Origin of the sequence: Nonomuraea dietziae (assembly GCF_014195505.1) — a bacterium.
In the GTDB taxonomy this organism is placed as follows: Bacteria; Actinomycetota; Actinomycetes; order Streptosporangiales; family Streptosporangiaceae; genus Nonomuraea; species Nonomuraea roseola.
The window spans coordinates 6,713,067-6,739,221 of record NZ_JACIBV010000001.1 but is presented as its reverse complement, the minus strand read 5'-3'; the positions used below and the strand labels follow the sequence as shown (position 1 = coordinate 6,739,221).

The 26,155-nt window shown below is 71.8% G+C and carries 18 protein-coding genes and 1 pseudogene; 6 read left to right on the top strand and 13 right to left on the bottom strand.

The window, feature by feature from the left end; genetic code table 11:
- Positions 1-130: 130 nt before the first annotated feature.
- From FHR33_RS32195 to FHR33_RS32180, 4 genes and pseudogenes are all read right to left on the bottom strand, one after another.
- Entirely contained in the window at positions 131-400 is a 270-nt protein-coding gene (locus FHR33_RS32195) for a WhiB family transcriptional regulator (protein WP_183655721.1), read from the bottom strand.
- A 121-nt stretch (positions 401-521) separates the two neighbouring features.
- Positions 522-800 (bottom strand): hypothetical protein, encoded by a 279-nt coding sequence (locus FHR33_RS32190; protein ID WP_183655719.1) that lies wholly within the window; start codon positions 798-800, stop codon positions 522-524.
- A 107-nt stretch (positions 801-907) separates the two neighbouring features.
- Positions 908-1,811 (bottom strand): annotated as a pseudogene (locus FHR33_RS32185) (acyl-CoA thioesterase).
- Positions 1,812-2,352: 541 nt separating this feature from the next.
- Entirely contained in the window at positions 2,353-4,401 is a 2,049-nt protein-coding gene (locus FHR33_RS32180) for an ATP-dependent DNA helicase UvrD2 (protein ID WP_183655717.1), read from the bottom strand.
- A 262-nt stretch (positions 4,402-4,663) separates the two neighbouring features.
- Between FHR33_RS32180 and FHR33_RS32175 the strand changes: the two genes are divergently transcribed.
- Together FHR33_RS32175 and FHR33_RS32170 are read left to right on the top strand one after the other, a co-directional pair.
- The gene (locus FHR33_RS32175) at positions 4,664-5,428 is read left to right on the top strand and encodes an alpha/beta hydrolase (protein ID WP_183655716.1); all 765 of its coding nucleotides are present in this window, start codon (positions 4,664-4,666) and stop codon (positions 5,426-5,428) included.
- Positions 5,429-5,499: 71 nt separating this feature from the next.
- Complete coding sequence (locus FHR33_RS32170) at positions 5,500-5,742, top strand: mycoredoxin (RefSeq protein WP_183655713.1); 243 nt, start codon at positions 5,500-5,502, stop codon at positions 5,740-5,742.
- Positions 5,743-5,798: 56 nt separating this feature from the next.
- Here FHR33_RS32170 and FHR33_RS32165 read toward each other — a convergent pair whose 3' ends face one another.
- From FHR33_RS32165 to FHR33_RS32140, 6 genes are all read right to left on the bottom strand, one after another.
- Complete coding sequence (locus FHR33_RS32165) at positions 5,799-7,046, bottom strand: cryptochrome/photolyase family protein (RefSeq protein WP_183655710.1); 1,248 nt, start codon at positions 7,044-7,046, stop codon at positions 5,799-5,801.
- A 74-nt stretch (positions 7,047-7,120) separates the two neighbouring features.
- On the bottom strand, positions 7,121-8,095 hold the full coding sequence (gene nudC / locus FHR33_RS32160; protein WP_183655708.1) for an NAD(+) diphosphatase: 975 nt from the start codon (positions 8,093-8,095) through the stop codon (positions 7,121-7,123).
- Positions 8,096-8,196: 101 nt separating this feature from the next.
- Complete coding sequence (locus FHR33_RS49285; RefSeq protein WP_221241342.1) at positions 8,197-9,090, bottom strand: class F sortase; 894 nt, start codon at positions 9,088-9,090, stop codon at positions 8,197-8,199.
- Between the two features lie 97 nt (positions 9,091-9,187).
- Complete coding sequence (locus FHR33_RS32150) at positions 9,188-9,850, bottom strand: response regulator transcription factor (RefSeq protein ID WP_183655706.1); 663 nt, start codon at positions 9,848-9,850, stop codon at positions 9,188-9,190.
- Positions 9,847-11,202, bottom strand: coding sequence for a sensor histidine kinase (locus tag FHR33_RS32145; RefSeq protein ID WP_183655704.1), 1,356 nt, complete (start codon positions 11,200-11,202; stop codon positions 9,847-9,849). The genes FHR33_RS32150 and FHR33_RS32145 overlap by 4 nt, the downstream gene beginning before the upstream one ends.
- A gap of 9 nt (positions 11,203-11,211) precedes the next feature.
- Entirely contained in the window at positions 11,212-11,484 is a 273-nt protein-coding gene (locus FHR33_RS32140) for a hypothetical protein (protein WP_183655702.1), read from the bottom strand.
- A gap of 157 nt (positions 11,485-11,641) precedes the next feature.
- On the opposite strand from FHR33_RS32140, the gene FHR33_RS32135 reads away from it, so the two are divergent.
- From FHR33_RS32135 to FHR33_RS32120, 4 genes are read left to right on the top strand one after another with little or no spacing between them, the layout of a single operon-like run.
- Positions 11,642-12,751 carry an ATP-grasp domain-containing protein gene (locus FHR33_RS32135; protein WP_183655700.1) on the top strand — a complete coding sequence of 370 codons (1,110 nt, stop codon included), beginning with the start codon at positions 11,642-11,644 and terminating at the stop codon, positions 12,749-12,751.
- Positions 12,736-14,265 (top strand): IucA/IucC family protein, encoded by a 1,530-nt coding sequence (locus tag FHR33_RS32130; protein ID WP_312895813.1) that lies wholly within the window; start codon positions 12,736-12,738, stop codon positions 14,263-14,265. The genes FHR33_RS32135 and FHR33_RS32130 overlap by 16 nt, the downstream gene beginning before the upstream one ends.
- A 50-nt stretch (positions 14,266-14,315) precedes the next feature.
- Positions 14,316-15,839, top strand: coding sequence for an IucA/IucC family protein (locus tag FHR33_RS32125; RefSeq protein WP_183655697.1), 1,524 nt, complete (start codon positions 14,316-14,318; stop codon positions 15,837-15,839).
- The gene (locus FHR33_RS32120) at positions 15,836-16,891 is read left to right on the top strand and encodes a type III PLP-dependent enzyme domain-containing protein (protein WP_183655695.1); all 1,056 of its coding nucleotides are present in this window, start codon (positions 15,836-15,838) and stop codon (positions 16,889-16,891) included. Before FHR33_RS32125 ends, FHR33_RS32120 begins: the two co-directional genes overlap by 4 nt.
- On the opposite strand, the gene FHR33_RS32115 is transcribed toward FHR33_RS32120, so the two are convergent.
- From FHR33_RS32115 to FHR33_RS32100, 3 genes are all read right to left on the bottom strand, one after another.
- Positions 16,854-20,129, bottom strand: coding sequence for an ATP-dependent helicase (locus FHR33_RS32115; RefSeq protein WP_183655693.1), 3,276 nt, complete (start codon positions 20,127-20,129; stop codon positions 16,854-16,856). The genes FHR33_RS32120 and FHR33_RS32115 overlap by 38 nt on opposite strands.
- Complete coding sequence (locus FHR33_RS50755) at positions 20,123-24,124, bottom strand: UvrD-helicase domain-containing protein (protein ID WP_312895812.1); 4,002 nt, start codon at positions 24,122-24,124, stop codon at positions 20,123-20,125. Before FHR33_RS50755 ends, FHR33_RS32115 begins: the two co-directional genes overlap by 7 nt.
- A 409-nt stretch (positions 24,125-24,533) precedes the next feature.
- A complete protein-coding gene (locus FHR33_RS32100) occupies positions 24,534-26,144 on the bottom strand; it encodes a DUF885 domain-containing protein (RefSeq protein WP_183655692.1) in 1,611 nt (536 codons plus the stop codon).
- Positions 26,145-26,155 lie beyond the last annotated feature (11 nt).

The following is a 26,155-nucleotide window of genomic DNA, read 5'->3' as shown; positions in this document are numbered from 1 at the left end:
CGCCTCCCGATGGAAGGTTTGTATTCGGTCGTTAACCAGTTCTTGGTGCATAAACGGCATTTCGAAGCTCCTACCAGTGCTGAAGTTCATGTGCTTACTCGTCTTTCTGTCCGTGCGGTGGGTGTGAGGGTCAGGCAGCGACCGGGTGCTTGCGGGGACGCCCGCGAGGCCTCTTACGGGGAACGACGGTCCCCCTGAGGATCAGTTCGCCACCCCAGACGCCCCACGGCTCCTCGCGCTCGAGCGCGCGGGCCAGGCAGGCCTTCTGGATCGGGCAGCCACCACAGAGCGTCTTGGCGAACTCGACGTCCTCGGGCGACTCGGCGAACCACAGGTCGGGATCGGTACGACAGGGGATTTCGGCTTCGTCGATCAGGTCCATGATCGTCTTGGCCCCCATCTGCTTCTCCTTCTGGTTGATCTTGTTCTTGATACCTCGTGGGTGTCTGGGGGATCACGGACAAACAAGAAGGCCGCGGATCCTGTCTGCGGATCCGCGGCCTGGAGGCTGATTGTGCCGGTCAGGTTATGACCGGTTCATCCCTCCAGGGTTGCGGACCGCGCAGTCCACCCTTGGTGATCTGCTGGGTCGGCACGTCGACGCCCGCGACATAGACGGGGGCGCCCTGGGCAGCGGCTGCTCCGAAGCCTGCGTGCAAGCCGACGCGAGTACGCGCGGCGAGCAGGCTGCGGGCAGACTTCTCCTGCCGAACCTTGGCCGGCCCATCGACGAGCCTGACCGAGTTACGGCATGCGGAAGCGAGCCACTGCGTGGCCGACATTTCCATCAGGTTCCTCACTGGGCTCACCTCCATCCTGAGATCGTCGGACAGGACCGTCCGACTTGCTTGACCATGACCCTAAACCGGGAAGCCGGGAAGGGGCAACATATTTTCTACCTGCAGTTTTATGACTTCGCCACGCGGATCATGCACTCCTGAACCACGGACACCGCCAGCTCACCCGACGGGGTGAACATCTGCCCGCGGGCCAGACCGCGCGCGCCCCCCGACCAGGGCGACTCCTGAGCATAGAGCAACCAGTCGTCGGCCCTGAAGGGGCGGTGGAACCACATGGCATGGTCGAGCGAGGCACCGGTGACGTTCGAGGCGCCCCACGCGAGTCCGTGGGCGAGGAGCACGGTGTCCACGAGGGTGTAGTCGGAGGCGTAGGCGGCCAGCACGACGTGGAGGAGACGGTCGTCGGGCAGCTCGGCGTCGTAGCGGAACCAGACGTTGTTCTCGGCCGTGCGCAGCGACGGGTCCTTGTAGGCCTCCCACGTCAGAGGGGAGACGTAACGGGCGTCGACCGGGCGGGGGCGCGAGAGCCAGTCCTTCCAGTCGGAGTCGTCGCCCACCAGCTCGAGCATCCGCGACTGGAAGGTCGGCAGCGTCTCGGGGGCCGCCACCTGCGGCATGACCGCGGCCCTGGTGGTGGACGCCCTCCTCGAAGATGTGGAAGGAGGCCGACATCGTGAATATCGCCTTGCCGTGCTGCACGGCGACCACCCTGCGGGTGGTGAAGGAGCGTCCGTCCCTGACCCGCTCGACGTTGTAGACGATCGGGATGGTCGGGTCTCCTGGGCGGATGAAGTAGGCGTGCAGGGAGTGCACGTCACGTCCCTCTGGCACGGTACGGCCCGCGGCGACGAGCGCCTGGGCGGCGACCTGACCGCCGAACACCCGTTGGATGCGCTCTTCGGGGCTGCGCCCGCGGAAGATGTCGAGCTCGATCTGCTCCAGGTCGAGCAGGTCGAGCAGCTCCTTGAGCGCTTCGTTCACGGTGGGGTCTCCTTCTACGGCGAAAGCCATCCAAACCTAGTGTGACGGGCCCCGTGCCCGAACCAGCACCGGGGCGGCGCTTCCGCTTCGGGGCGTGCGGATGGTGGTGACGGGGGTTGCCGGCACAGCCGAGAACGCGGGTTACCGAGGGCGAGTGGATGCAGGGTCGGGTTGGCCCGGGTGGTGGGTCCTTGGCCCGGTGGCGGGCGCTGGAGTGGGGTGGCGAGCCGCTGGGTGGGGTGGTGGGGGCGGTGGATGGGGGTGATGGGGAGAGGTGAAGGGTGCTCGGGGCCGCGGGAGTGGGCTGTCGGTGGTGCGGGGGGCGTGACGCCGGGGACCGGAGTCCTGCTGGGCGGGCGCCTTCGGTGGGCGGAACCCGGTGACTGCGGAGGCGCCAGACCGGCTTGCCGTACAGGAGAGGAGGTACGCCCGACGGGAACGAGGAGGCTCGCCGGAAGGGAAAGAGGCCCGCCGGACGAGAAGCGGAGGTTTGCCGGAAGGGAGGAGGCTCGCCCGACAAAGCCCGACAAAGGAGGAGACAACCTGCCAGCGAGGAGACCGGAGAAGGGCGTCAGGTGGCGCGGCAGAGGGCGAGGACGGCGGAGCCGTAGCGGTCGAGTTTGACCTTGCCGATGCCCGCGATCGACAGCAGCTCCTGCTCGCTCTGCGGCGCGCGCTCGGCGATCGCCTGCAGCGTGACGTCCGTGAACACCACGTAAGGCGGCACCTTCGCCTCCTTCGCCGTGGCGGTCCTCCAGACCTTCAGCGCCTCCAGCAGCGCCTCGTCGTAGTCGGCGGGGCAGGTGGAGCAGCGGCCCAGCTTCTGCTCCGCCGCCGCGGCCAGCGTCTTGCCGCACACCCTGCAGTGGACGGGGGTGGCGACCGGCCTGCGCGAGGACGCGCTCTGTGCCGAGGGTGAGGAGATCGACCTGGCCGGGCGGCCCGTGAGTCCGTCGAGGAAGCGGGAAGGGCGGCGGCCCTTGCGTCCGCCGGCCGCGCGCGCCAGCGCCCACGAGAGGCCCAGGTGCTCCCTCGCGCGGGTGACGCCGACGTAGAGCAGGCGGCGCTCCTCCTCGATCTGCTCGGGCGTCTCGGCGTAGATGATCGGCATCATGCCGTCGGTGAGTCCGACGAGGAAGACGGCGTCCCACTCCAGGCCCTTGGCGGCGTGGAGCGAGGCGAGCGTGACGCCCTCGACAGGAGGGGCGTGCTGCTCGCTGGCGCGGCGCTCCAGCTCCGCCACGAACGCGGGCAGGTCGGCTCCCTCGATCGCCATGTCCTCGGCGAGGTCACCCAGCGCCTTGAGCGACTCCCACGTCTCGCGGGCCTTGCCGCCGCCCGGAGGGACGGGGGTGAGGCCGATGCCGCCGAGGACGTTGTGCACCTCCTGCGCCAGCGGTTCGCCCGAGGCGGAGCGGGCCGCGCCGCGCAGCAGGACGACCGCGCGCCGTACCTCCGGACGCTCGAAGAAGCGGTCGGCGCCGCGCACCAGGTAGGGGATCTCGGCCTTGGCGAGGGCCTCCTCGTAGGCCTCGGACTGGGCGTTGACCCTGAACAGGACGGCGATCTCACGAGGGGCGACGCCCTTGTCCATCAACTTCCTGATCGCACGGGCGACCCCCGTGGCCTCGGCGGGCTCGTCGTCGTACTCGGCGAAGACGGGCGCGGGGCCCTCGGGGCGCTGGGCGAGGAGTTCGAGGCGGTGTGGGCTCCTGCCCTTGGCGATCACGAGGTTGGCCAGGCTGACGACCTGAGGGGTGGAGCGGTAGTCGCGGACCAGCTTGATCACCGAGGCGTTCGGGTACTCGACGGAGAAGCCGGTGAGATAGCGGGGCGTGGCGCCGGTGAAGGAGTAGATCGTCTGGTTGGGGTCGCCGACCACGCACAGGTCGTCGCGCCCGCCGAGCCAGGTGTCGAGCAGCAGCTTCTGCAGCGGGTTGACGTCCTGGTACTCGTCCACGACGAAGTAGCGGTACTGCTGGCGGATCTGCGTGGCCACGTCGGGATGCTCGGTCATCACGGCGGCGGTCAGCTCGAGGATCGTCTCGAAGTCGACCAGGTGACGCTCGCGGCGCAGCTGCTCGTAGGCCTCGTAGAGGCGGGCGACCTCCTCGGCGGGCACGGGCGGCGCGCGGTGGGCCTTGGCGGCGGCGGCGATGTAGTCCTCGTGACCGATCTGGGTGACCTTGGCCCACTCGATCTCGGCGGCGATGTCGCGCAGCTCGGACCTGTCAGGGTTCTTCCTGATCAGCCGGCACGCCTCGATCAGCAGCGGCAGCTTCGACTCGATCACCGAGGGCGCCGACCCGCCGATCACCTTGGGCCAGAAGTAGGTCAGCTGGCGCAGGGCGGCGGCGTGGAAGGTGCGCGCCTGCACGCCGGGCGTGCCGAGAGCGCGCAGCCGCTGCCGCAGCTCTCCCGCCGCGCGTGTGGTGAAGGTCACGGCGAGCACGCCCTGGGCGTCGACCACGCCCGTGCGGACGGCGTGGGCGATGCGATGGGTGATCGCTCTGGTCTTGCCCGTGCCCGCGCCCGCCAGCACGCAGACCGGGCCGCGCACGGCCTCGGCCACCGCGCGCTGCTCCGGGTCGAGCCCGTCCAGAACGTCATCGCCAGTCATCACATCAACATCCTCGCAGCAGGTGGCGGGGGGCAGGTCCATTCTGGCAACATGCCGCCGACACCTGTTTCATCATCGCCGAGATGCGAAAAGTAGGTCATTCCCCCACAATGGGGCCCGACCGAAACATGGGGGGAAAGGAAGGCCCGTGCGAGCTGCGGTAATTGCGGGTGTTCTCGCTGCCGTCTCGTTAGTTCCGGGTACGGCGCTCGCGTCCAAGGACCCGGCACCCTCCTACGGCGACGCGCTGGGCAACACCGCGATGGAGACCATCTCCTACGGCCCCAGTCGCAGCCAGGCCATGGACGTCTGGTGGACGCCCGACTACAGCAAGCACCCCGCCGTCTTCCTCATCCACGGCGGCTGGTGGTCCAGCGGCGACAAGAAGTACATGACCGAGGTCACCCGCAGCTATGTCGAGCTCGGCTACACGGTCTTCAACCTCAACTACCGCCTGTCAGGCGAGGCGGCCTGGCCCGCGCAGCGCACCGACGCCTTCGACGCCATCGCCACCGCCCGCAGGCACGCCGACCGCTGGAACTTCGACCCCACCAACTACGTCGTCGTCGGCTTCTCGGCGGGCGGCCACATCGCCGCCGCCGTCGGCACGTACGGCGACGGCACGCTGCCGGGGCTCAAGGGCGTCGTGGGCGTCTCGCCCGTGATCTCGCCGCTTCGCGCCTACACCGACGGGGCGGCCTCCACCGACCCCAACCGCGTCAAGCTGCGCGACGCCGCGATCAAGCTGGCCGGCGGGTGCGAGCCCAAGGGCAAGTGCTCGCGCGTGTGGGCGAGCATGGAAGTGCCGTGGCACGCCAGCAAGAGGGACGCGCCGATGCTGACGGTGCACTCCGACGACGAGTTCGTGCCCGTCACGCAGAGCCTGCTGCTGAAGGACATGCTGGGCCAGGTCGGGGTGAAGATGACGGTCTTCACCGAACCCGGCATCTCGCACAGCGCGCCGCTGTATCGCCAGCTCGGGGTGGCCGATCGGGTGCAGAGCTGGATCCAGGAGCAGCTCTCCTGACGGCGGGATTACCGGAGCGGGGCCGGTTGTTGCACCAACCGGCCCTCCTCTGAACCCGGAAGGATTCCCCTATGGCGCTCACTGTCTACTCCACCACCTGGTGCGGCCCCTGCAAGCGGCTCAAGAGCCAGCTCACTCGCGAGGGCATCTCCTACGACGAGGTCGACATCGAGCGGAACCCCGCGGCCGCGGAGTTCGTGATGAGCGTCAACAACGGCAACCAGACCGTGCCCACGGTGCTCTTCCCCGACGGCACCGCGGTGACCAACCCTTCCGTGCGTGAGGTCAAGGCCCGCCTCGCCGCCGGCGTCTGAGCCGACGGGCGTGTGAGCCGACGGCTTCGGGACCCCTTCCTCCGGAGGGGTCCTTCTCACTGCCTGGTAAGCGGCGTGGGATAGCCCCGTACCGGTGTGGGCAGCCGCCAGGGCTCGTGCACGAGCCCGCCGGGTAGCCCCGCCAGCTCGGGAACGTACCGGCGGACGTACTCGCCGTCCGGGTCGAAGCGTCTCGCCTGCCGCAGCGGGTTGAACGACCTGTAGGGCTTGGTGTCGTTGCCCGTGCCGGCGATCCACTGCCAGTTGCCGCTGTTGTTGGCCACGTCGCCGTCGAGCAGCCGCTCGAAGAAGTGGGCGGCGCCCACGCGCCAGTCCACGCGCAACTGCTTGACCAGGTAGGACGCCGTGATCATCCGGGCCCTGTTGTGCATCCAGCCCTCGGCCATGAGCTGGCGCATGCCCGCGTCGACGATCGGCAGCCCCGTCATGCCCTCGCGCCAGGCCTGCGCGGCATCCTCGTCCTCGCGCCAGGCGATCTCCCTCGGCCGGTAGTCGCGCCGGTTGAGTTCGGGGAAGGCGAAGGCGACCTGGTAGTAGAAGTCGCGCCAGCACAGCTGCCTGACGTAGTCGTCGTTGCCGCAGCCCGCCAGCTCCAGCGGCGACAGGCAGCCGAACCGCAGGTAGGGGCTGAGCCTGGAGGTACGGTCGCCCGCCAGGTCGTCGTGGCCTTCGGCGTAGCCGTCCAGGCAGAGCCGCATCCAGGCGCTCATCCGCTCCCTGGCCGCGCTCTCTCCACCCCGCGTGCCGTACGGCTCGTGCGGCGGGATGACGCCCGGCTCCAGGCCGCGCGGGGTGGCGACGACGGGTGGAGGCTCCTCCATCCGACGGCGGGGCGTGAAGGACCACGCTCGCCAGTAGGGCGTGAACACGCGGTAGTGGTCGCCGCCTCCGGCGGGACGCAGCAGGTCGGGCGGGATGACCGTCAGGCCGGGGAAGCGGCGGAACTCGATCCGCTCGGCCCCGAGGCGCTCCTGGCGTCTCCTGGCCAGTGAGCTGACGTCGGCGCTGGCGTAGACGGCCGTCGCGGAGGTCTCGGAGGCCAGGCGCATGGTCTCCTCGACCACGTCGCCCCGCCGTACCAGCAGGTCGCCGCCGCGGGCCCGGAGAGAGGCGCGCAGGTCCTCCAGGCAGTCGAGCAGGAAGGGCCCGCGCCGCCCCGCGGGCACCGCGGGGTCGAGCACGAACAGCGGCAGCACCTGGCGGGCCCGCGCGCAGGCGGCCGCGAGGGCCGGGTGGTCGTGGACGCGCAGGTCCCTGGTGAAGAGCACGATGACGGTGTCCATCACCTGCATATTCGCGAGTCGGGCCGCCTGCGTTTGCGGCGACGCGCGGTCGATGGGGAAACCGTTCGGCGGGTCTACCAGTCGCCGGTGAGGTGGTCGCCGTACCAGGTCTCGATCAGGCGGCGGGCGATGGAGACGGGCGGCGGCAGCCTTACCTCACCGCTGCGGAGGGCGGCCAGCAGCTCGGCGCGGGTGAACCAGCGGGCCTCGGCGATCTCCGCGAGATCGCAGGTGATCTCGGTCGAGGTGGCCTCGGCGAAGAAGCCGAGCATGAGGCTGCGCGGAAAGGGCCACGGCTGGCTGCCGAGGTAGCGGGGGTTGATGACGTTCACGCCCACCTCCTCGGCCACCTCGCGGATCACGGCGTGCTCCAGCGACTCCCCCGGCTCCACGAACCCGGCCAGGATCGACAGCCGCCCCTCGGGCCACTGAGGGCCTCTGGCGAGCAGGCAGCGGTCGCGCTCGTCGCGCACCAGCATGATCACCGCGGGGTCCACCCTCGGGAAGTGCTGGCTGTTGTCCTCGGGGCAGACGCGGATGTGTCCACCGGCTTCGACCCTCGTACGGCTGCCGCAGCGAGGGCAGTACTCGTGCGTGGTGTGCCAGGCCTCCAGCGCGACGGCGTAGACGAGCAGGCCCGCGTCGCGGTCTCCCAGGAGCGCTCCAACTTCGCGCAGTCCTGCGGGGAACGGCTCGCCCTCGGGGGTGTCGCGCAGGCCGAGCGGCGCGACGACCCTGCCGTTGACGTCGGCGTCGGCGAAGCCGGGCAGGGGCGCGGTGACCGCGAAGTAGGCGACGTCGTCCTCGACGCCGAGCAGGAAGCGCTCGCCCTCGGGGGCGTCGGCCGTGGTGGAGAGGACCGCGTCGACCTGTTCGCCTGTGCGCCTGACCAGCGTGCGTCCCTGGTGGACGAGCAGGACCCTGCTGGAGGGGTTCGCCCATGCGCGGGCGAGCCATCCGGAGTCGCCGCGCAGCAGGGCCGATCTGTCGATCGTTCCTCGCGCGAGGAGCAGGGGCCCCAGGAGTTGCTCTTCCGCCGTCGTCTCCACGCGCACTTTCCTCCCCGAAACAGGATGTCATCCTATGACGCTCCCTTACCCCTAACGAGACACAGGGCCCCCTGGTGAGTGATCACCAGGGGGCCCTGTGGTCAGGAGGCGAAGATCACGAGGTTGTCGCGATAGCTTCGCCGCTTCTGGTCGAAGGTGCCCGCGCAGGTGATGAGCCGGAGCTCGGGGCGGCCGGTCGAGCCGTACACCTGCGTGTCGGGGATGCGGGACTTGGGGTAGCCGGCGAGCCTGCGCACCTGGAAGGTGACCGTGCTGCCGTCCTTCCTGTCGACGTGAATCCTCGCGCCGGGCTTCAGGTCGCGCAGGCCGTGGAAGACGGCGGGTCCGGTGCGGGAGTCGACGTGACCGGCGATCACGGCCGCGCCGCGCTCGCCGGGCTCGGGTCCCGCGACGTTCCATCCGGTGAGGTCGTAGCGCTTGGGGGCGATGAGCTTGCCCGAGCGGTCCAGCCTGAGACCGATGATCTTGGTGGTCAGTCCGATGGAGGGGATGCGCAGCCTGACAGGGTCGGCGGCCTGCGTCGTGCTCCGCTGCGCCGACGTGCCCCCGGCCCCGGTCTCGACCCCGCCACGCGGGGTGTCGTCATCGTCGTCCCGGGCGGTGCCGCCCTGGCCCGTGCTCACCCCGCCGCTCGGAGTGTCATCGTCGTCGTCGCGCGTGAGGCCGCCCGCTCCGGTGTCGACCCCGCCGCTGGGGTGGTCGTCATCGTCGTCGTCCTGAAGGGCGCCCCCGCCGGTCTCGACGCCGCCCCGAGGGACGCGGTCGTCGTCCCCGCGAGAGCCGCTTTCACCCCTGTCGTCCCTGTCGCCGTCGCCGTCATCGTCACCGTCGCCGTCACTGTCGTCGTCGGCGGCCGTGACGGTGGTGGGAGCGGCGCCGGGAGCGGCGTGGGCGGGAGCGGCGTTCAGTGCCGCTCCCCCGGCGCCGAGCCCGCACGTCACAGCGATGGCGAGGAGGATCCGCCTGAGGTCCATGTCCAACTCCTGGTGTCCTGTTCCGCGTCTCGTGCGCGGCTGACTCCAGCCTCCGAACCCCCGGTGGCCCCTCCATGAGCCGGCCGTTAGAGCGCTCTCATCCCGCCCGCAGGCGGTACCCCGCGCCGCGCAGCGTCTCGATGTGCTCGGCGCCGATCTTGCGACGGAGGTAGCGGACGTAGACGTCGACGACGTTGGAACCGGGGTCGAAGTCGAACCCCCACACGTGGCTGAGCAGCTGCTGCCGGGTCAGCACCTGGTCGGGGTGGCGGAAGAAGACCTCCGCGAGGGCGAACTCCTTGGCCGACAGCTCCACGGGCTCCCCCGCGACGTAGGCTCTGCGGCTGCGCAGGTCGAGGGAGAGCTGTCCCGCCCTCAGCACGGTCACCTCGGGCACCCTGTCGGCGCGCAGCCGCAGCCGCACCCTGGCCAGCAGCTCCTCGAAGGCGAAGGGCTTGCGGATGTAGTCGTCGGCGCCGCCCTCCAGCCCTGCCACGGTGTCGGCGACGCTGTCGCGGGCGGTCAGGATGATGACGGGCAGCGAGACCCTGGCCTCGCGGAGGCGTCGCAGCACGGTGAACCCGTCGCTGAGCGGCAGCCCGATGTCGAGCACCATCAGGTCGAAGGAGCCGCTGCGGGCGTGATCGTAGGCGCTCTCGCCGTCGGCCACCACCGTCGTGACGAACCCGTTGACCCGCAGGCCCTTCTCCAGGAACGCGGCGATGCGGCGCTCGTCCTCGGCGATCAGGATGCGGTTCATGCGGGCGCCTCTCGGAAGGGGAGTTCGATCACGAAACGGGAGCCGTCCTCGGCCCATGCGCGGCCGCCGTGCGCCTCGGCGATGGAGCGGACGATCGCGAGGCCGAGCCCGGCCCCCTCGTGGGAGCGGCTGCCGGCGCGGACGAACCGCTGGAAGATCCGCTCCCTGTCCTCAGACCGCACGCCCTGGCCTCCGTCGCGCACCCAGAGCCGGATCGCGCCGTCCACGACCGCCGAGCCCGAGGCGACCAGGTCGCCTTCCCCCGTGTGCCGTACGGCGTTGGCGGCCAGCTGCATGAGCGCCTGCGTCAGCCGCTGCCGATCGGCGACGACGCGCGCGTCGGCGACCTCCTCCACCCGCCACGCGCGCTCGCCGAGCGCCCTGGCCTTGGCGATCACGCTGACGGTCAGGTCGGCGATCTCGACCTCCCCGAGGGCGAGGAATCCGGGCTGCTCCGCCTTGGCCAGGGTGAGCAGGTCGTCGACGATCCTGTTCATGCGGGCCAGCTCGTCGGTGACCAGGGCGAGGGTCTCCGCCCTGTCGTCGGGGTCGTCGCCCATGAGGTCGAGGTGGCCGCGGATGACGGTGATCGGGGTGCGCAGCTCGTGCCCCGCGTCGTCGACGAACTCCCGCTGGACGGCGAAGGCCCGTTCGAGGCGGTCGAGCATGTGGTTGAAGGTGCGGGCGAGGGCGGCCACGTCGTCGTTGCCCGTCACGTCGAGCCGCCTGGTGAGGTCGGAGGAGTCGCCGATGCGCTCGGCGGCCTGCCGTACCAGCCTGACGGGGGCGAGCACCCGGCCGGCGACCACCCAGCCGGCGGCGCCCGCGATCGCGAGGGCGGCCAGCGAGGCCGCGCCGAGCACGCCGACGGCGTCGGCCACCTCCTCACGGTGGCGGTCGTAGAAGATGGCGGCGACGAAGTGGCCGCGCGAACGGTCGCCCTCGACGCGGACGGGGATGACGGCGTAGCGGACGGTGCCCGCCGAGGTCTCCGCCCAGTCGACGGTCGGCTCGGTGGCCGCGGCGAGCCGTCCGACCAGCTTGTCGTCGGTGTCGATGATCGGGCGGACCAGGCCGGTGCGCAGGTCGGCGCGGCCGTCGACGATGGTGAAGAACGTCTCCCACCTGTCGGGGACGCTGACCTCCAGGTATCTGGTGAGCAGGGCGGCGACGTCGCGCTCGGGGCGGCCCTTGACGTACTGGCGCAGCTTGTCGGCCTCGTTGTCGAGCTCGGCGTGGACCCTGTCGTCCACCCTGGCCTGGAGCACCGTCCAGACCGAGAAGAGGGAGACCCCGAGGGCCAGGCCGACCACCACCAGCATCCAGCCCACGATGCGGGCTCGTGCGCTCATCCCACCTGCTCAGTCGTCGTCATCGTCTTCATTGTCGTCGTCCCCGCCTCTACTCGGAGGAGGCGGTTTGACGGGTTCCGCGCGCTCTGTCCGCGTCATCACCGGCGACGAGGCGGGCGAGGGAGTGCGGCCGGCCGAGGGTGTCGGTGTGGAGCGCGGGGTGACCACGATCGCGTCGCCCAGGTCGGGCTCGGCGTTGCTGACGGCGCCGACCACGAGGGCGGCCAGCCCGGCGAGGGCGAGCGCGACGAGGGCCAGGGCGAGCGAGGTCTTACGGCTCATGGCCGCCAGCCTGACGGTCGGCGGGGAGCCCACGATGAGGGGAAGATGAGAAGACTCTCATACAGGGTCATTACGCTGTCCGTGCCGCATGATGATCTCTACCACGCTAGGATCTGCCGAGTTAGGTTAGCCTTACCTGATCCGGGGGTGTCACGCGTTGCGGCTCTACCTGACCGCTGCCAAGCCGACCGACTCGGTGACCGACGGTTTCCTGCCCGCCGCCCGGGCGCTGGGCTGTGAGGTCACCATCCTGAGCGACCGGCCCGAGCAGCACCCCGACGCCATCGGGTGCGACGTGTGGGATCCGCGCGCGGTCATCGACACGATCGCCCACCACCACAGGCCCGACGCCGTCTTCTCCAACTCCGACCACCTGCAGGTCGAGACCGCGCTGGCGGCGGAGTACTTCGGGCTGCCCGGCAAGGACTGGCGGGCCTGCCTCGCGGCCAAGAACAAGTCCCTGACCCGCAGGAGACTGGCGGAGGCGGGCGTCGAGCGCGTCTGGTCGGTACGGCTGGCCCCCGGCGACCCCGTGCCCGCCGACGTGCCGTACCCGGTGGTGGTCAAGCCGCGCGAAGGGGTGGCCAGCGAGAACGTGACGCTGGTCGAACGCGACCTGGAGCGGGCGGTCGCGCGGATGCGCGACCTGCCGCTGGTCGTGGAGGAGTATCTGGAGGGCCCGCTGCGCACCATGGAGACCCTGGGCGACGGCGAGACGACACGCGTGCTCGGCGGCTTCGCGACCACGCTCGGGCCGCTGCCGCACTTCGTGGAGGAGCGCCTCGACTGGGCGCCGAGCGCGGACGAGCACGTCCTGCGCGCGCTGCAGGCACTGGGCGTGGGGTTCGGCGCCTGCCACACCGAGTACGTGGTCACGGACAAGGGGCCGAGGATCATCGAGGTGAACTACCGGGCGATCGGCGATCACTGCGACTTCCTGCTCGCCGACATCCTGGGAGTGCCGCTGTTCGAGTGGATCCTCAGGGTCCATATGGGCGAGCCCGTGCCCGAGCCGCCCGCCACGTCGGGGCACGGGTGCGCGGTGAGCGTCGTCGCCGACCGCTCGGGCGTGATCACCGAGGCGCCGCCCCAGGTCGAGGGCGACGGGTTGTGGCACAGGCCGCTCAGGAAGGTGGGTGACAGGGTGGAGCTGACGCACACCAACCGCGACTATCTCGGCGTGATCAGAGCCGTCGGGCCCTCAGCCGAGGGCGTCCGGCGGGCCGTCACCGCCTTCCAGGAGCGGCATCCGTGGGTGATCGCATGAGGCCGCGCGAGCCGTACCTCGCCAAGAGGGTCCTCGACGCGCTGCTGAGGGAGGACTACGGAGACCTGTCCAAGCGGGTGACCAGGAGCAAGGAGGGTGTGGCCCTGCTGCTGGCCGACGGCAGGCGGGTACGGCTGGCGCCCGGCCAGCTCTTCCAGGACTTCGTGGTGGCCGAGGGCGAGCTGCTCGGCCTGGAGCAGGTGCTCAACACCCTGCAGGAGATCGCCGACCCCGAGGACTCCGACGGCGTGGCCGCCTTCTTCGACGAGTGCGTCGAGGCGCTGCACGCCCTCGAACTGCTCGACGAGCACAGGCCGCTGATCAGGGGCCGCGAGCTGGCCGACTACGAGTCGCTGGCCGCCCTCGTCGACCATCCGATCTATCCGACGGCCAGGGCCCGCGCCGGACTGTCCGACGAGGAGCTGCTCGCCTACGCGCCCGAGTTCGCGCCCTCCTTCGACCTGCGGTGGGTCCGTGTCCCCGCCGAGCGGGTCCAGGGGGCGGCCGCGCACTGGGGTCCCGAGGGGCTCTTCCCCGTGCATCCGCTGACGCTGCCCAAGCTCGAAGGGGTCCAGGTCGCGCAGGGGCCGCGGCTGACGGTCAGGCCGACGCTCTCGATGCGGACGGTGCAGCTCGACGCGCGCACCCAGCTGAAGCTGCCGCTGCCCACCACCACCCTCGGGCGCCGCAACCGCCGCTCGATCAAACCCGCGACGCTCGCCGACGGCGCCGCCGCCGAGCTGCTGCTGCGCAGGCTGGCCGACCCCGACATCCTGCTCGCCGACGAGCAGACCTACGCGCACGCCGGGGACGAGTACCTCGGCTGGATGCTGCGCCGCCTGCCCGAGGGGCGGATCATCCCCGTCGCGGCGCTGAGCGTCCCCGAGGTGCGGGCCGAGCTGGGCGACGTGGAGGGCCTGGTCACCCGCTACCTGCGGACGCTGCTGCGCTGGAACGTGCGGCTGTTCGTCAGGTACGGCGTGGCGCTGGAGGCCCACCAGCAGAACCTCGCGCTCGTCCTGACCGGACGCGACCGGCTGAAGCTCCTGGTCAAGGACAACGACGGCCTGCTGGCCTCGCCCGCCAGGCTGGCCGCGGCGGGCATCGAGCCGCCCGCCTTCGCCGACGAGCGGATGCTGACCGACGACCCGCACGCCCTGGCCGACGTGTTCGTCACGATCACCCTCCACCTGGCCGCCGCCTCGATCGCCTTCGGCGCGCTGCCCGCCGAGCGCGCCGCCGCGCTGGTGCGCTCCTGCCTGGAGGCGGCGCTGGACGAGCACGGCGACGACCCGATGGCCAGACTGCTGCGCGCCCGCACGCTGGAGGCCGCCAGGCTGACCGGCAAGTCGATGATCACCGCGGGGACGCTCGTGGCCAAGGAGCGGTCGGGCGCGCGTGACATCAACAAGTTCTACGGCACCAGCGGCCCCAACTACCTGAGGGTCCCTTACCTAACGGGAAACCTGCTCGTTGGCCTGCCACCCCAATGTCGTGCCGGGTCAGGACCGTAGTGGCAGTCCACTTGGCACCTTTCCCATTAGTCCCTCCTGAGGAGCGCTTGATGCGAAGCCTTGTCCTCGATCCGCCCGCCGCGATCGCCGAGGAGGCCACCCTTTCCGCCCTGCTGCGCTGCTGTGTGCGGGAGGTTGCGGGGCCTCGCGGGCACGTGTGGCCCGCCTCGCCGTACCTGCTGCTGACGGTGGCGGACACGCTCATCAGGGCGCGCACGGGCGGCGGCGCGGCGCTGAGGTTCGAGGGGCAGGTCGAGCGCCTGGAGTTCGGCGCGTGGGTGCCGCTGACCGCCGACGAGCTGGTACGACTGGCAGAGTCCGAGCTCGACGGGCACAACCCGGAGTTCGCCGGCCAGGTGGCGGCCAGCAGGCAGGCGCTGGCGGCCATCCTGCGGGCGCGGGCCTCGGCCACGCCGCCCAACGACCCGTGGCTGGCCTCGGAGCAGGCGCTCGTCCTCGGCCACCCCTTCCACCCCTCGCCCAAGGCGCGCGACGGCGAGCAGTGGCTGCGTTACGCGCCCGAGGCGCACGCCTCCTTCCCGCTGCGGCTGCTCGGCGTGCGGCAGGACGTGCTGGCACAGGAGGGGGACGCCTCGGCGCTCGACCTGGCGGGCGTCGCGCCGCAGGGGTACGCGCTGCTGCCCGCCCACCCGTGGCAGCTCGACCTGCTGCGCCCCCACCTCGACGACCGGCTGATCGACCTGGGCGAGGGGCCCGTCGTCTGGCCGACCTCGTCGGTCAGGACGGTCTACGACCCCTCGAGCGGCAGCTGCCTGAAGTTCAGCCTGGACGTGCGCATCACCAACTGCGTCCGCAAGAACGCGTGGTACGAGCTGGCCGGGGCGGTCGCGCTGACCGAACGGCTGGCGCCGGTCTTCGAGGCGGTCTCCGCGAGCTTCCCCGGCACCCGCTGGCTGCCCGAGCCCGGCTACCGCTCGGCGGCGCTCGACACCAGGCTCCTCGAGGGGCTGGGCGTGATCGTGCGGGCCAGCCCGTGGTCGGTGTGCTCGCCGGGTCTCACGCCCGTGCTGGCGGGGGCGCTGGCCTGCGCGGCCACCCCCGCCGACCCCGTCTCCTGGTGGGCCGCGTACGTGCGGGCCGTCGCGCTGCCGGTGCTCGACGCCTACCTCACCCACGGCGTCGTCCTCGAACCCCACCTGCAGAACGTGCTCATCTGCCTCGACTCGGCCGGGCGGCCCGTCGAGGCGATCTTCCGCGACCTCGAGGGCACCAAGCTGGTCGGCCACGACCTGTCGGAGCTGCACCCCAGGGTCGCAGAGGCGCTCACCTACGACGCCTCCCGCGGCTGGGCCAGGGTGGTCTACTGCCTGATGGTCAACCACCTCACCGAGATCGCCGCCACGCTCGCGCTGTCGGACGCCGCGCTGCGCGAGCTCTGGACGGTGGCCAGGGAGATCCTCGAGGAGTACGGCGCGGCGACCGGCTGGCCGCTGCCGCTGTCGGACCTGCTGGCGGGCGCTCCGCTGCCGGCCAAGGCCAATCTGAGCGTCCGATGGGCCCGCGGCGCCGACAGGAGCGCGGGCTACGTGCCGATCGCCAACCCGTTCGCATGATCGCCGAGATCGCCTCCCGTCTGGAGGCTCCCGCCTTCGTCTACGACCTGGCGGCGCTGGACGCGCACGCCGCCGCCGTACGCGCGGCGCTGCCTGGCGTCGAGCTCTACTACGCGGTGAAGGCCAACCCCGACCCCGAGCTCCTGCGGGTGCTCGCGGCCCATGTGGACGGCTTCGAGGTGTCGTCGGCGGGCGAGCACGCGCACGTCGGCGCGGTCCTGCCGGGGGCGCGGCTGGCCGTTGGAGGGCCGGGCAAGACGGACGCCGAGCTGTGCCTGCCCGCCCACCGTCTGCACGTCGAGTCCCCCTACGAACTGCGGCGCCTGCTCGCTCTGCGGTCGCGGGCCGACGTGCTCCTGCGGCTGAACCTCCCGCTGGAGACCGCGGGCGCCGCCCTGACCATGAGCGGCCCCTTCGGCATGGACGCCCACGGCCTGGCCGAGTGCCTGCCGCTGTTCACCGAGCGGGTACGGCTGCGCGGCGTGCACGCCCACCTGGCCAGCGGCCTGGAGGCGCCCGCGCTGCTCGACCTCGCCTCCGTGCTGCTCGCCCAGCACGACGAGGAGGTCAACGTCGGCGGCGGCATGGCCGTCTCCTACACCGCTCCTGAGCGCCGCTTCGACTGGAGTGCCTACGGCAGGGGGCTGAACGCGCTACGCCGTCCTGGCCAGGTGGTCCGCATCGAGCCTGGCCGCGCGCTGACCGTCTACTGCGGCTTCTACGTGACCAGGGTGATCGACGTACGGCGGGTGCACGGCGCGGCCTTCGCGATCGTCCACGGCGGCACCCACCACCTGCGCACGCCCGCCACCAAGGGCCACTCGCAACCGTTCACCGTGCTGCCGACGGGGTCGGGCCCCGGCGTCGAGGACACCCCCGTGACGATCGTGGGCCAGCTCTGCACGCCCAAGGACGTGCTGGCCGGCGAGGTCAGGACCTCGATCAGGGTGGGCGACACCGTCGTGTTCGCCATGGCGGGCGCCTACGCGTGGAACATCTCCCACCACGACTTCCTCATGCACCCGAAGCCCGCTTTCCACTACCTGACCTAGGGATCGACTCGATCAACGCGACCAGCCCCTCCTCGTCGAGCAGGTCGACGGGTCTGACGGTCTGGTTGAACCGCACGTAGTGGAAGGCCGCGCCGACCCGCTCCAGCGGCACCCCCGCCAGGTGCGACCAGGCCAGCCGGTAGGCGGCCAGCTGGACGGCCGCGCCCCTGGCCGCCTTGCCGGTGGGCGGGCGCCCCGTCTTCCAGTCGACCACCTCGTAGGAGCCGTCCTCGCGCTCGAAGACGGCGTCCATCCTGCCCCGCACGAGCCGGTCGGCGATCATCGTCTCGAACGGGACCTCGAGGTCGAGCGGCTCGCGCCCCGACCACTCGCTCTCGTCGAAGCGCTCCTGGAGCTCGGCGAGGCGGGCGTCGATCTCCTCGGGCTCGTCGAAGGCGCCGGGCAGCTCGAAGTCGTCGATGAGCCGCTGCTGACCCCACCGCGACTCCAGCCACTTGTGGAAGGAGGTGCCGCGTCTGGCGAGCGGCGCGGGCTGGGTGGGGACGGGCCTGCGGATCCTGCGGGCCAGCGCGCCCGGGTCGGTCGCCAGCGTGACCAGGGATGAGACGGTCAGCTTGGTGGGCAGCTCGACCGTGGTCCTCGACCTGCCGCGGCCGGTGGCGCGCTCGCGCAGCAGCAGATCCGTGTCGCGCTCCCATGCGCGCAGCCGCTCCTCGTCGCTCTCGCTGAGCGGCTCGTCCTCTCCCGCGCTCTCCGCCCCCGTCAGGGCCGCCTCCACCAGGCGGGCGCCGTCCTCGATTCCCTGCTGGCGGACGCCTCCGGGGGTGAGGGGCCACCGCGCCTCGGCCGGCTCGGCGAGCAGCGGGTTGGTGGCGCCCTCGTCAGGCTCGGCGGCCCACACCACGGCCGTGCCGCACGTGTCGCGGATCTCCAGCAGGAAGTCCGAGGGGTCGAGCGGCTTGGAGGCGGTGCCCCAGCGGTAGCCGGAGGCGATGAGGTGGTAGTGGGCGCGGGTCACGGCGACGTAGGCCAGGCGGCGCTCCTCCGTCAGGTCGCGCTCGCGGCAGCGCTCGTCGAAGTCAGCCAGCTCGTCCTTGGTCAGCCCGGTCAGGCGGGGCAGGTCGGCGGCGTCGCCGCGCAGCGCGTAGGGCAGCTTGCGCGGGTTGTCGGTCCATCGGCTGTTGGTGACGGGCGTGGCGGGGAAGATGCTGCCCTTGGTGATGCCGTTCCTGCTCAGCAGCTGCGACAGCCCAGGCACGACGACGATCGGCCACTCCAGCCCCTTGGAGGCGTGCACGGTCATCAGTTTCACGCTGTTGCTCTCGCCGACCCTGCCCGCCTCGAGGCCGAACTCCTCGCTCTCGGCCGCCTCCAGGTAGGCCAGGAAGGCGCCGAGCGTCGGGTCCTCCGAGTCGCCGGCGAAGCGGGAGGCAGCGTCGAGGAAGGCGTCGAGGTCGGCGCGGGCGGCCACCGCGCCCGCCGTGCCCGATCTGGCCGCCACCTCGATGTCGAGGCCCATGCGGCGCTCGGCCTCGCTGATCAGGTCGGGCAGCGGCTGGTGCGTGTGGGCGCGCAGGTGGCGCAGCTCCTGGGCGAGCGCGACCATCCTGGTCCTGGCCAGCGGGGAGAAGGCGTCGAGCCACTCCTCCCTGTCCGGCAGCTCGTCCAGGGCGTCCACGAGGCTGCCACGCTCCTCCGCCAGGTCGGAGACGGCCTGGTCCAGCGGGTCGGAGGAACGCTCCGCGCCCTCGCGCAGCTCGCGGTTGAGCTCCCTGGCGAACTCCCCCAGCTGCCGCAGGTCGGCGGGGCCGATCCGCCAGCGCGGCCCAGCCAGCAGCCTGGCGAGGGCGTCGCCCGCGCCGGCGTCGTAGAGCACCCTGAGCGTGGCCACGAGGTCGCTGACCTCCGGCACGGTCAGCAGGCCGCCCAGACCCACCACCTCGACCGGGATGTCGCGCTCTTCGAGCGCTCTGCGCAGCGCGGGGAACTGCGACCGCTTGCGCGCGAGCACCGCGACGTCCTGCGGCTGGACGGCGAGCGTCTTCTTGCGCTCGCCGTCGCCCCACGGCATGCCGTCAGGAGCAAGCTCCTGGCCGAGGGCCCGCTTGACCTGGTCGGCGACCCACCTGGCCTCGTCCTCGGCGGTCTCGTGGAAGGCGCAGGTGATGCGGCCCCTGTCGACGCGGTTGGGCCCAGGCACGAGGACGGGCACCTCGCGGGCCTCCATGCGCAGTGGGAGCTGGATGCGCGCGGCCACGTCGAGGACGCGGTCGCCGTTGCGGAAGCTGACGCTGAGCTGCCTGACGGGGGCCCGGTCGCCCTTCGCGGTGCGGAAGTCGGTGACGAAGCGCCGCAGGTTGCCCGACGAGGCGCCGCGCCAGCCGTAGATCGACTGGCAGGGGTCGCCCACGGCGGTGACGGGGTGGCCGTTGCCGTACAGGCTGCGCAGCAGCACCAGCTGGGCGTGGCTGGTGTCCTGGTACTCGTCGAGCAGCACCACCGAGAAACGGGAGCGCTCGATGCGGCCCACGTCAGGGTGGTTGGCCGCGATGCGGGCGGCCAGCGACATCTGGTCGCCGTAGTCGATGACCTCGCGGGCGCGCTTGAGCCGCTCGTAGGCCTCCACCAGCGGGAGCAGCTGCTCGCGGGCGTCCTGGACGGCCAGCGGCTTGCGCTGGCGCACCGTGGCCGCCTCGGCCGCCTTGCCGCGCAGCCACTCGCCCAGCCTCCTGACGTCCTGCGCCGAGCGCAGGTGCTCCGACAGCTCGCCCGCCAGCTCGAGGACGGCGGCGGTGACCGAGGGAGGGCCCAGCTCGATCCTGTCCATCGGCCCGTCGTACATCGCCACCACCCTGCTCGCCAGCTGCCAGGCCACGGCAGGGGTGACCAGGCGCATGGTCGGCTCGAGCGCCTCGCGGACGGCGTGGTCGGTGACCAGGCGGGCGGCGTAGGCGTGGTAGGTGGAGACCGTCGGCTCGTTGTCGAGGAGCTGCGAGGGGACCAGCCCCGCCTCGGCCAGGCCGTTCAGCCGCTCTCTCACCCGGTGGGACAGCTCGGCTGCGGCCTTGCGGGTGAAGGTGAGGCCGAGGATGCGTTCGGGCTTGGCCAGGCCGTTGGCCACCAGCCACACGACCCTGCCCGCCATCGTCTCGCTCTTGCCCGAGCCCGCGCCGGCCATGACGACCATGGGCTCCAGCGGGGCCTCGATGACCACGGCCTGCTCGGGGGTGGGCGGCCTGATGCCGAGCTTGCCGGCCAGCTCGACGGGGGTCAGCACACCTGACCCCCGTTGTCGTTGACAGGGCAGCTCGCCCTGGCCGCGCAGGTGCGGCAGCCGTCGTTGACCTTCGCCTGGAAGAACGGCCCGGACATGCCGACGGCGACGGTGTCGACCATGTCCCTGGCCCAGTTGTCGGCCTGGTCGAGCGGCGGCTGGGCCTGCTCCTTGGCGTCCTTGCCCGCCGCCTTGCCGACCTGGACCAGCGCGGCGCCTCCCGGCTCGCTGAGGCCGTGCCGCTTGAAGGCGTCGAGCAGCACCGCGAGCTGGTAGACGCCCAGCTGCGGATGGCGGTCGAGCTCGTCGGGCCTGGGCTTGGAGGTGCCGGTCTTGAGGTCGATGATGAACGCCCTGCCGTCCTCGTCGCGTTCCACCCTGTCGACGCGGCCCTTGATCTGCACCCCCTCCGAGACGGTCGCGACGAACGACTCCTCGGTGGCGACCAGGGTGCGGCCGTTGTCCTCCTGCCACCTCATGAACCTGGCGATCATCTGCTCGGCGACTTTGCGCTGCTTGCGGTTGAACCACACGCCGCCGAAGTCGAGCTCGGTCCAGATGTCGTCGAGGCGCTTGCCGAGCAGCTCCTCGCTGGCCAGGTCCTCGGTGGCCAGGACGGCCAACGCGTGGACGACCGTGCCGAGCCCCTGCGCCGAGCTCGTGCCCGCCGCGCCGACCGCGGTCTCCAGCAGCCAGCGCAGGCCGCACTTGGTGAAGCTCTCCACCGACGAGGGCGAGATGCGGACGATGCCGTCGGGCCAGCTCAGCGGACGGTCGTCGGAGAGCTCCGTGAGGGCGTACCACTCGCTCGGGTGCGCGCCCCTCACGCCCTGCCGGGCCAGGCGGGCCAGGTGCTCGGCCGCCTTCTTCCGCATGGTCTCGGGCTGCGAGGCGTCGGTGACCACGCTGCGCAGATCGGCGACCAGCGCCGACAGGTTCAGCCACCTGGCGTGGTCGTCGACCGTCGCCTCCTCCACCGCGCCCGGCATCAGCTCCGAGAGGAACCGCGAAGGACGCTCGTCGGCGTCCTCCCCTCCCACGGCGGTGACGACGAGCCGCTTCCTGGCCCTGGTGGCGGCCACGTAGAACAGGCGGCGCTCCTCGGCCAGCTGCTTGGCGGCCAGTGCGGCGGCGGTCGCGTCGGTGAAGTCGAGCGGCGCGCCCTCGGCCAGCTCGACCAGCTCGTCGATGCCCAGCAGGGAGCCCTTCAGCCTGATGTCAGGCCACACGCCTTCCTGCACCCCTGCGACGATCACCAGATCCCACTCCAGGCCCTTGGCGCGGTGGGCGGTGAGCACCCGCACGGCGTCGCCGTCGGGGGCCCGCTCGGCCAGCGTGTCGCCGGGGATCTCCTGCGAGGACAGATCCTCCAGGAACACCTCGGGACCCGCCTTCGGCATCCTGTCCACGAACCTGGCCGCGTAGTCGAACAGCGCCACGACCGCGTCGAGATCCCTGTCGGCCTGCGCCCCCCTGGCGCCGCCCGCGAGGCTGAGGTCGGTCCAGCGCTCGGCCAGGCCGCTGGCCTGCCACACCGCCCAGATGACGTCCTCGGCGGTGCCACCGGCCTGGACGGCTTCGCGGGCGGTGGCGATGAGCTTGGCCACGCGTTCGGCCGGGACGGCGATGTGCGGCTCGATCCTGACCAGTTCCCTGGCGTCCCTGAGCGCGGCGATCAGCAACTCTCCCGAGGAACGCGGCAACTCCGCCCGATATCCGCGACCGCCCTCCTCCTCGTGCCGGACCGCCTCACGGTTCGTCTCGCCGCCTGGAGAGATCGCCTCACCCGCGGAGGCCGTCGCCACGCCGCCCGCGGAGGGTGTCGTCTCGTCCGGTGCATTGGCGAAGGCCGACGCCTCGGTCCTGGAAGCCCCGCCGGTCCTGGAAGTCTCCTCGCCCGCGAGATCCGAAAGAGCGTTGGCGCCCTCAGGGCCCGAGGGAGCCTCCTCGTCCTCGACTTCCGAGGGACTCTCCGCGCCCCCAGGACCCGAGGATGTCTCCTCGTCCTCGACTTCCGAAGGCCTCCCCTCGCCCTCAGGACCCGAGGATGTCTCCTCGTCCTCGACTTCCGAAGGCTTCTCGCCCTCAGGGCCCGAGAGTGTCTCCTGGCCCTCGACTCCCGACGGACCCCCCTCTCCCTCGACTGCCGAGGGACTCCCCTCGTCCTCGACATCCGCGGGGCGGGGGCCGGGGTTCTGGGTGGCCTCGTTTTCCGCGATCTTGAGGGCGCGCCTGAGACGGCGGACCCCGAGCATGTCGGTGCCGCCGAACGGGCCGGTCAGCAGCTCCTCCGCCACCGCCTCGTCGAGCGCCGCCGGGGTCAGGGCGACGCGCAGAGTGGTGAGCAGAGGACGGACGCCGGGCTCCTGCGCCAGCGGCACCTCGTCACCGGCCACCATCGTCGGGACGCCCGCGCTCACCAGAGCCCGCCGCAGCAACGGCACCTGCCGCTCGGCCGACCGCACCAGGACCGCCATCCGGTGCCATGGCAGGCCCTCGATGAGGTGCGCCCTGCGCAGGGTGTCGGCCACCACGGCCGCCTCCTGGCTGACGCTGTCGGCCAGCAGGACCCGCACCTCTCCCTGGTCGGTGCCGGGAGCGGGAACGAGGTCCCTGTGCCCGCGCGCCTTCAACCTGTCGGGACGCTCCCAGGTCCGCTGCGCGGGCCGTTCCCCCTGTCCCTCGGAGCCGTCGACGGTGGAGGCCGCGGAGGCGCCCCGCGCGTCGGTGAGGACGCCCGTGGACTCGGAGGACCTCCGAGAGGCGCCGACGGAGGGCGCGGCACCTCGGTCGACGTCGGAAACCCCGTACCCGTGAGGGACCCCAGACGCCTCCGAAGCCGAGAACCCGAGGGGGGCCGCCGGAGCCCCTGAAGCCGAGGATCTGAGGGGGGCCGCCGGAGCCCCCGAAGCGGAAGACCCGAGGGAGGCGGCCGGAGCCTCCGAAGCGGAGGGTCCGGGGGAGGCGGTCGGGGTGTTCGGGGGTGGGGTGGGGCCGGTGGGGATGGTCCAGGGGTCTGGAGGGGCCGTGGGCGGCTGGGGGGCGGGCGCGGCGGGCAGGCGGGCGGCCACGCGGCGGGAGGCCGCGAGGAGGTCCTCGCCGCTGCGGCGGGAGACGCGCAGCGCCACGACGGGCGCGGGACGGCCCGCGCGGTCGCGGAAGCGCTCGGGGAAGCGGAGGATGCCGTGGACGTCGGCCCCGCGGAAGCCGTAGATCGACTGGTCGGGGTCGCCGACCGCGATGAGGTCGCGGCCGTCGCCGGCCAGGTGCCTGAGCAGGTGCTCCTGGGCCGGGTCGGTGTCCTGGTACTCGTCGACGAAGACCACGTCGTACGCCGAGCGTTCGCGGTGCCGTACCGAGGGGTCGGCCAGCAGCGCGGCGGCCGCCCTGATCAGCTCGGCGTAGTCGAGCGACAGCTCGGGGTCGAGGTCGAAGCGTTCCTGGTAGCGCTGGGAGAAGCGTCCGGCGGCGACCCAGTCGGCCCTGCCGTACTGCCTGCCGAGCTCGACCAGCCGCTCGGCCTCCAGCCCTCGCTCGCCCGCGCGGGCCAGGAAGTCGCGCAGTTCCTCGGCGAAGCCGCGCGTCTTGAGCGCCTCGCGCAGCGACTCGGGCCAGAACGGGGCGCCCTCCTCCAGCTCGCCGTGCAGGAGGCGGCGGATCTCGAGGAGCTGCTCGGGTCCGGTGAGCAGGCGCGGCGGCTGCCTGCCCTCCATGACGGCCTCGCGGCGCAGCAGCGCGTAGGCGTAGCTGTGGAAGGTGAGCGCGAGCGGCGTGCGGGTGGTGCGGCGCATCCTGGCCGTCACCCGCTGGCGGAGGTCTTCGGCGGCCTTGCGGCTGAAGGTGAGGATGAGGACCCGCTCGGGGTCGACGCCGCGCCGCTCGATGCGATCGACCACGGCCTCGACGATCGTGGTGGTCTTGCCGGTGCCGGGGCCGGCGAGGACGAGGAGCGGACCGCCCTGGTGTTCGAGCACGGCACGCTGGTCACGGTCGAGCACAGGGGCCGCAGCGGCTCCCCCGCCCCCACGTCGCACCAACCGCCAGGTCTGACCACTCACAGCTCTAGATTCCACCAGACCACAGGGGTAGATCGTGCCGAGTTGACCGGTCTCCTCACGCGATCCGCCCACGGTACCGGCGGAAATCTCCCGATCCGTCCCGCGACACGCGGGACAATTCATGCACATCCGTTACGGCAAGCGCTGGTCACGGCCACCGTGGTCACCGGTGGCCGTCCGTCCATCACGCGAGCTCCAGCAGGACTTCGGCCGCCGCCGTCACGTCGCCCGCTTCACGTGAAGGCGTGACGGCGTGGCGGCGGGAACCGGAGTCCTGCTGGAGTGGCGTGCTCGGACGGGGCTCAGCCGGTGCCCACGGTGGGGCCGAGTCCGCCTTGCCGGAGCGGATCTAGAGGGAGGAGAGCGCCGAGCGGAGGCCGGACAGTCCGATCGGGCCGAGGTCGAGCGCGGCGGTGTGCCACTGCTTGAGGTCGAAGCCCGGCTTGCTCGCGGCCTCGGCGCGGGCCTCCAGCCAGGCGCGCTCGCCGAGCTTGTAGGAGATCGCCTGTGCCGGCCAGCCGAAGTACCTGACGATCTCGGGGTGCACGGTGTGCTCCACCGCGCGCCCGCGCTCCCTCAGCACCTCGCACGCCTTCTCGAAGCTCCAGCGGGAGCCGTCGGGCAGCGGCAGGTCCAGGTGGACACCGATGTCGATCACCACGCGGGCGGCGCGCAGCGCGGAGTCGGTCAGCATGCCGAGACGGGTGCCAGGCTCGGTGTGCCAGCCCAGCTCGTCGGCCAGCCGCTCGGCGTACAGCGCCCAGCCCTCGCCGTGCCCGCTCACCCAGGAGAACTTCGCATACCTCGACAGGCTGTCGCCCGCGACGGTGACCGCGCCGAGCTGCAGGTGGTGGCCGGGCACGCCCTCGTGGAAGACGGTGGACAGCTCGCTCCACGTGGCGAACTTCTCCCTGCCGCCGACGGGCCACCAGGTGCGCCCAGGACGCGACAGGTCCTCGCTCGGCGCGGTGTAGTAGGCCGAGCCGGACGTCGAGCCCGGCGCCAGCGTCACGTCGATCGTGCGCAGCGGCTCGGCGATGTCGAAGTGGGTGCCGTGCAACGCGGCGATGGCCCCGTCGTGCTTGTCCTTGAGCCAGGCGAGGAAGGCGTCGGCGCCGACCACGTACTGGGTCGCGTTGAGGTGGGCGATCACCTCGTCGACGCTCGCGCCGGGCAGGATCGCGTGAGCCTCCTGCCGCATCTCCTCCTCGATCCGCGCCAGCTCGGCCCAGCCCCACTCATAGGCGTCGACCAGGTCGAGGTCCGCGCCGAGGTTCCGCCTGGCGGCCACCGCGTAGCGCTCGGCGCCCACGCCGTCGCGCTCGGCGGCCCTGGGCGCGTACTCCTCACGCAGGTAGCGAGCCGCGTCCGCGTAGCCCTGGTGGGCGAGGGCGGCGGCCTTGGCGAGCTCGCCTGCGAGGGGCCCGTCACCGTAGGAGGCGACGAGGGCGTCGTGGGTGCCGGCGTACTTGTCGGCCGCGCCCGCGCCCTCCACCGCCTGCCGCCGGGCGGCCAGAACGCCGCGCCTGACGCCCTCCTCCAGCGAGCTCCGCCAGCTCGCCAGCATCCCGGGCACCGCGGCGAGGTGCGCGGCCACCTTGCGCCAGTGCTCCTCTCCGCCGGTGGGCAGCAGGTCGATGCTGTCCCTGACGGTGGACAGCAGTCCGAACGGGCTGCTCAGGTCGGCGTACTGCTCGCCCGTCTCGTACCAGGCGGCGTCGGCCTCGAGGCGCTCGCGCAGGTGGCTCGCGGCCCTGCGGTCGGCGTCGTTCTTGGGCTCAAGGGTGTCGAGTGCGGCGAGCGTGGACTTCAGCAGCTCGTGCCTGGCGGCGTGGCCGTCGGGGCTGTAGTCGGTGGAAACGCCGAAGTCTCCCGAGATGCCCATGTAGACGGCGTCCACGGGGTCGAGCTCGGCGGACCTGGTGATGTGCTCATCGCACAGCCGGAAAATCGGTGTCATTCCGGCAAAGG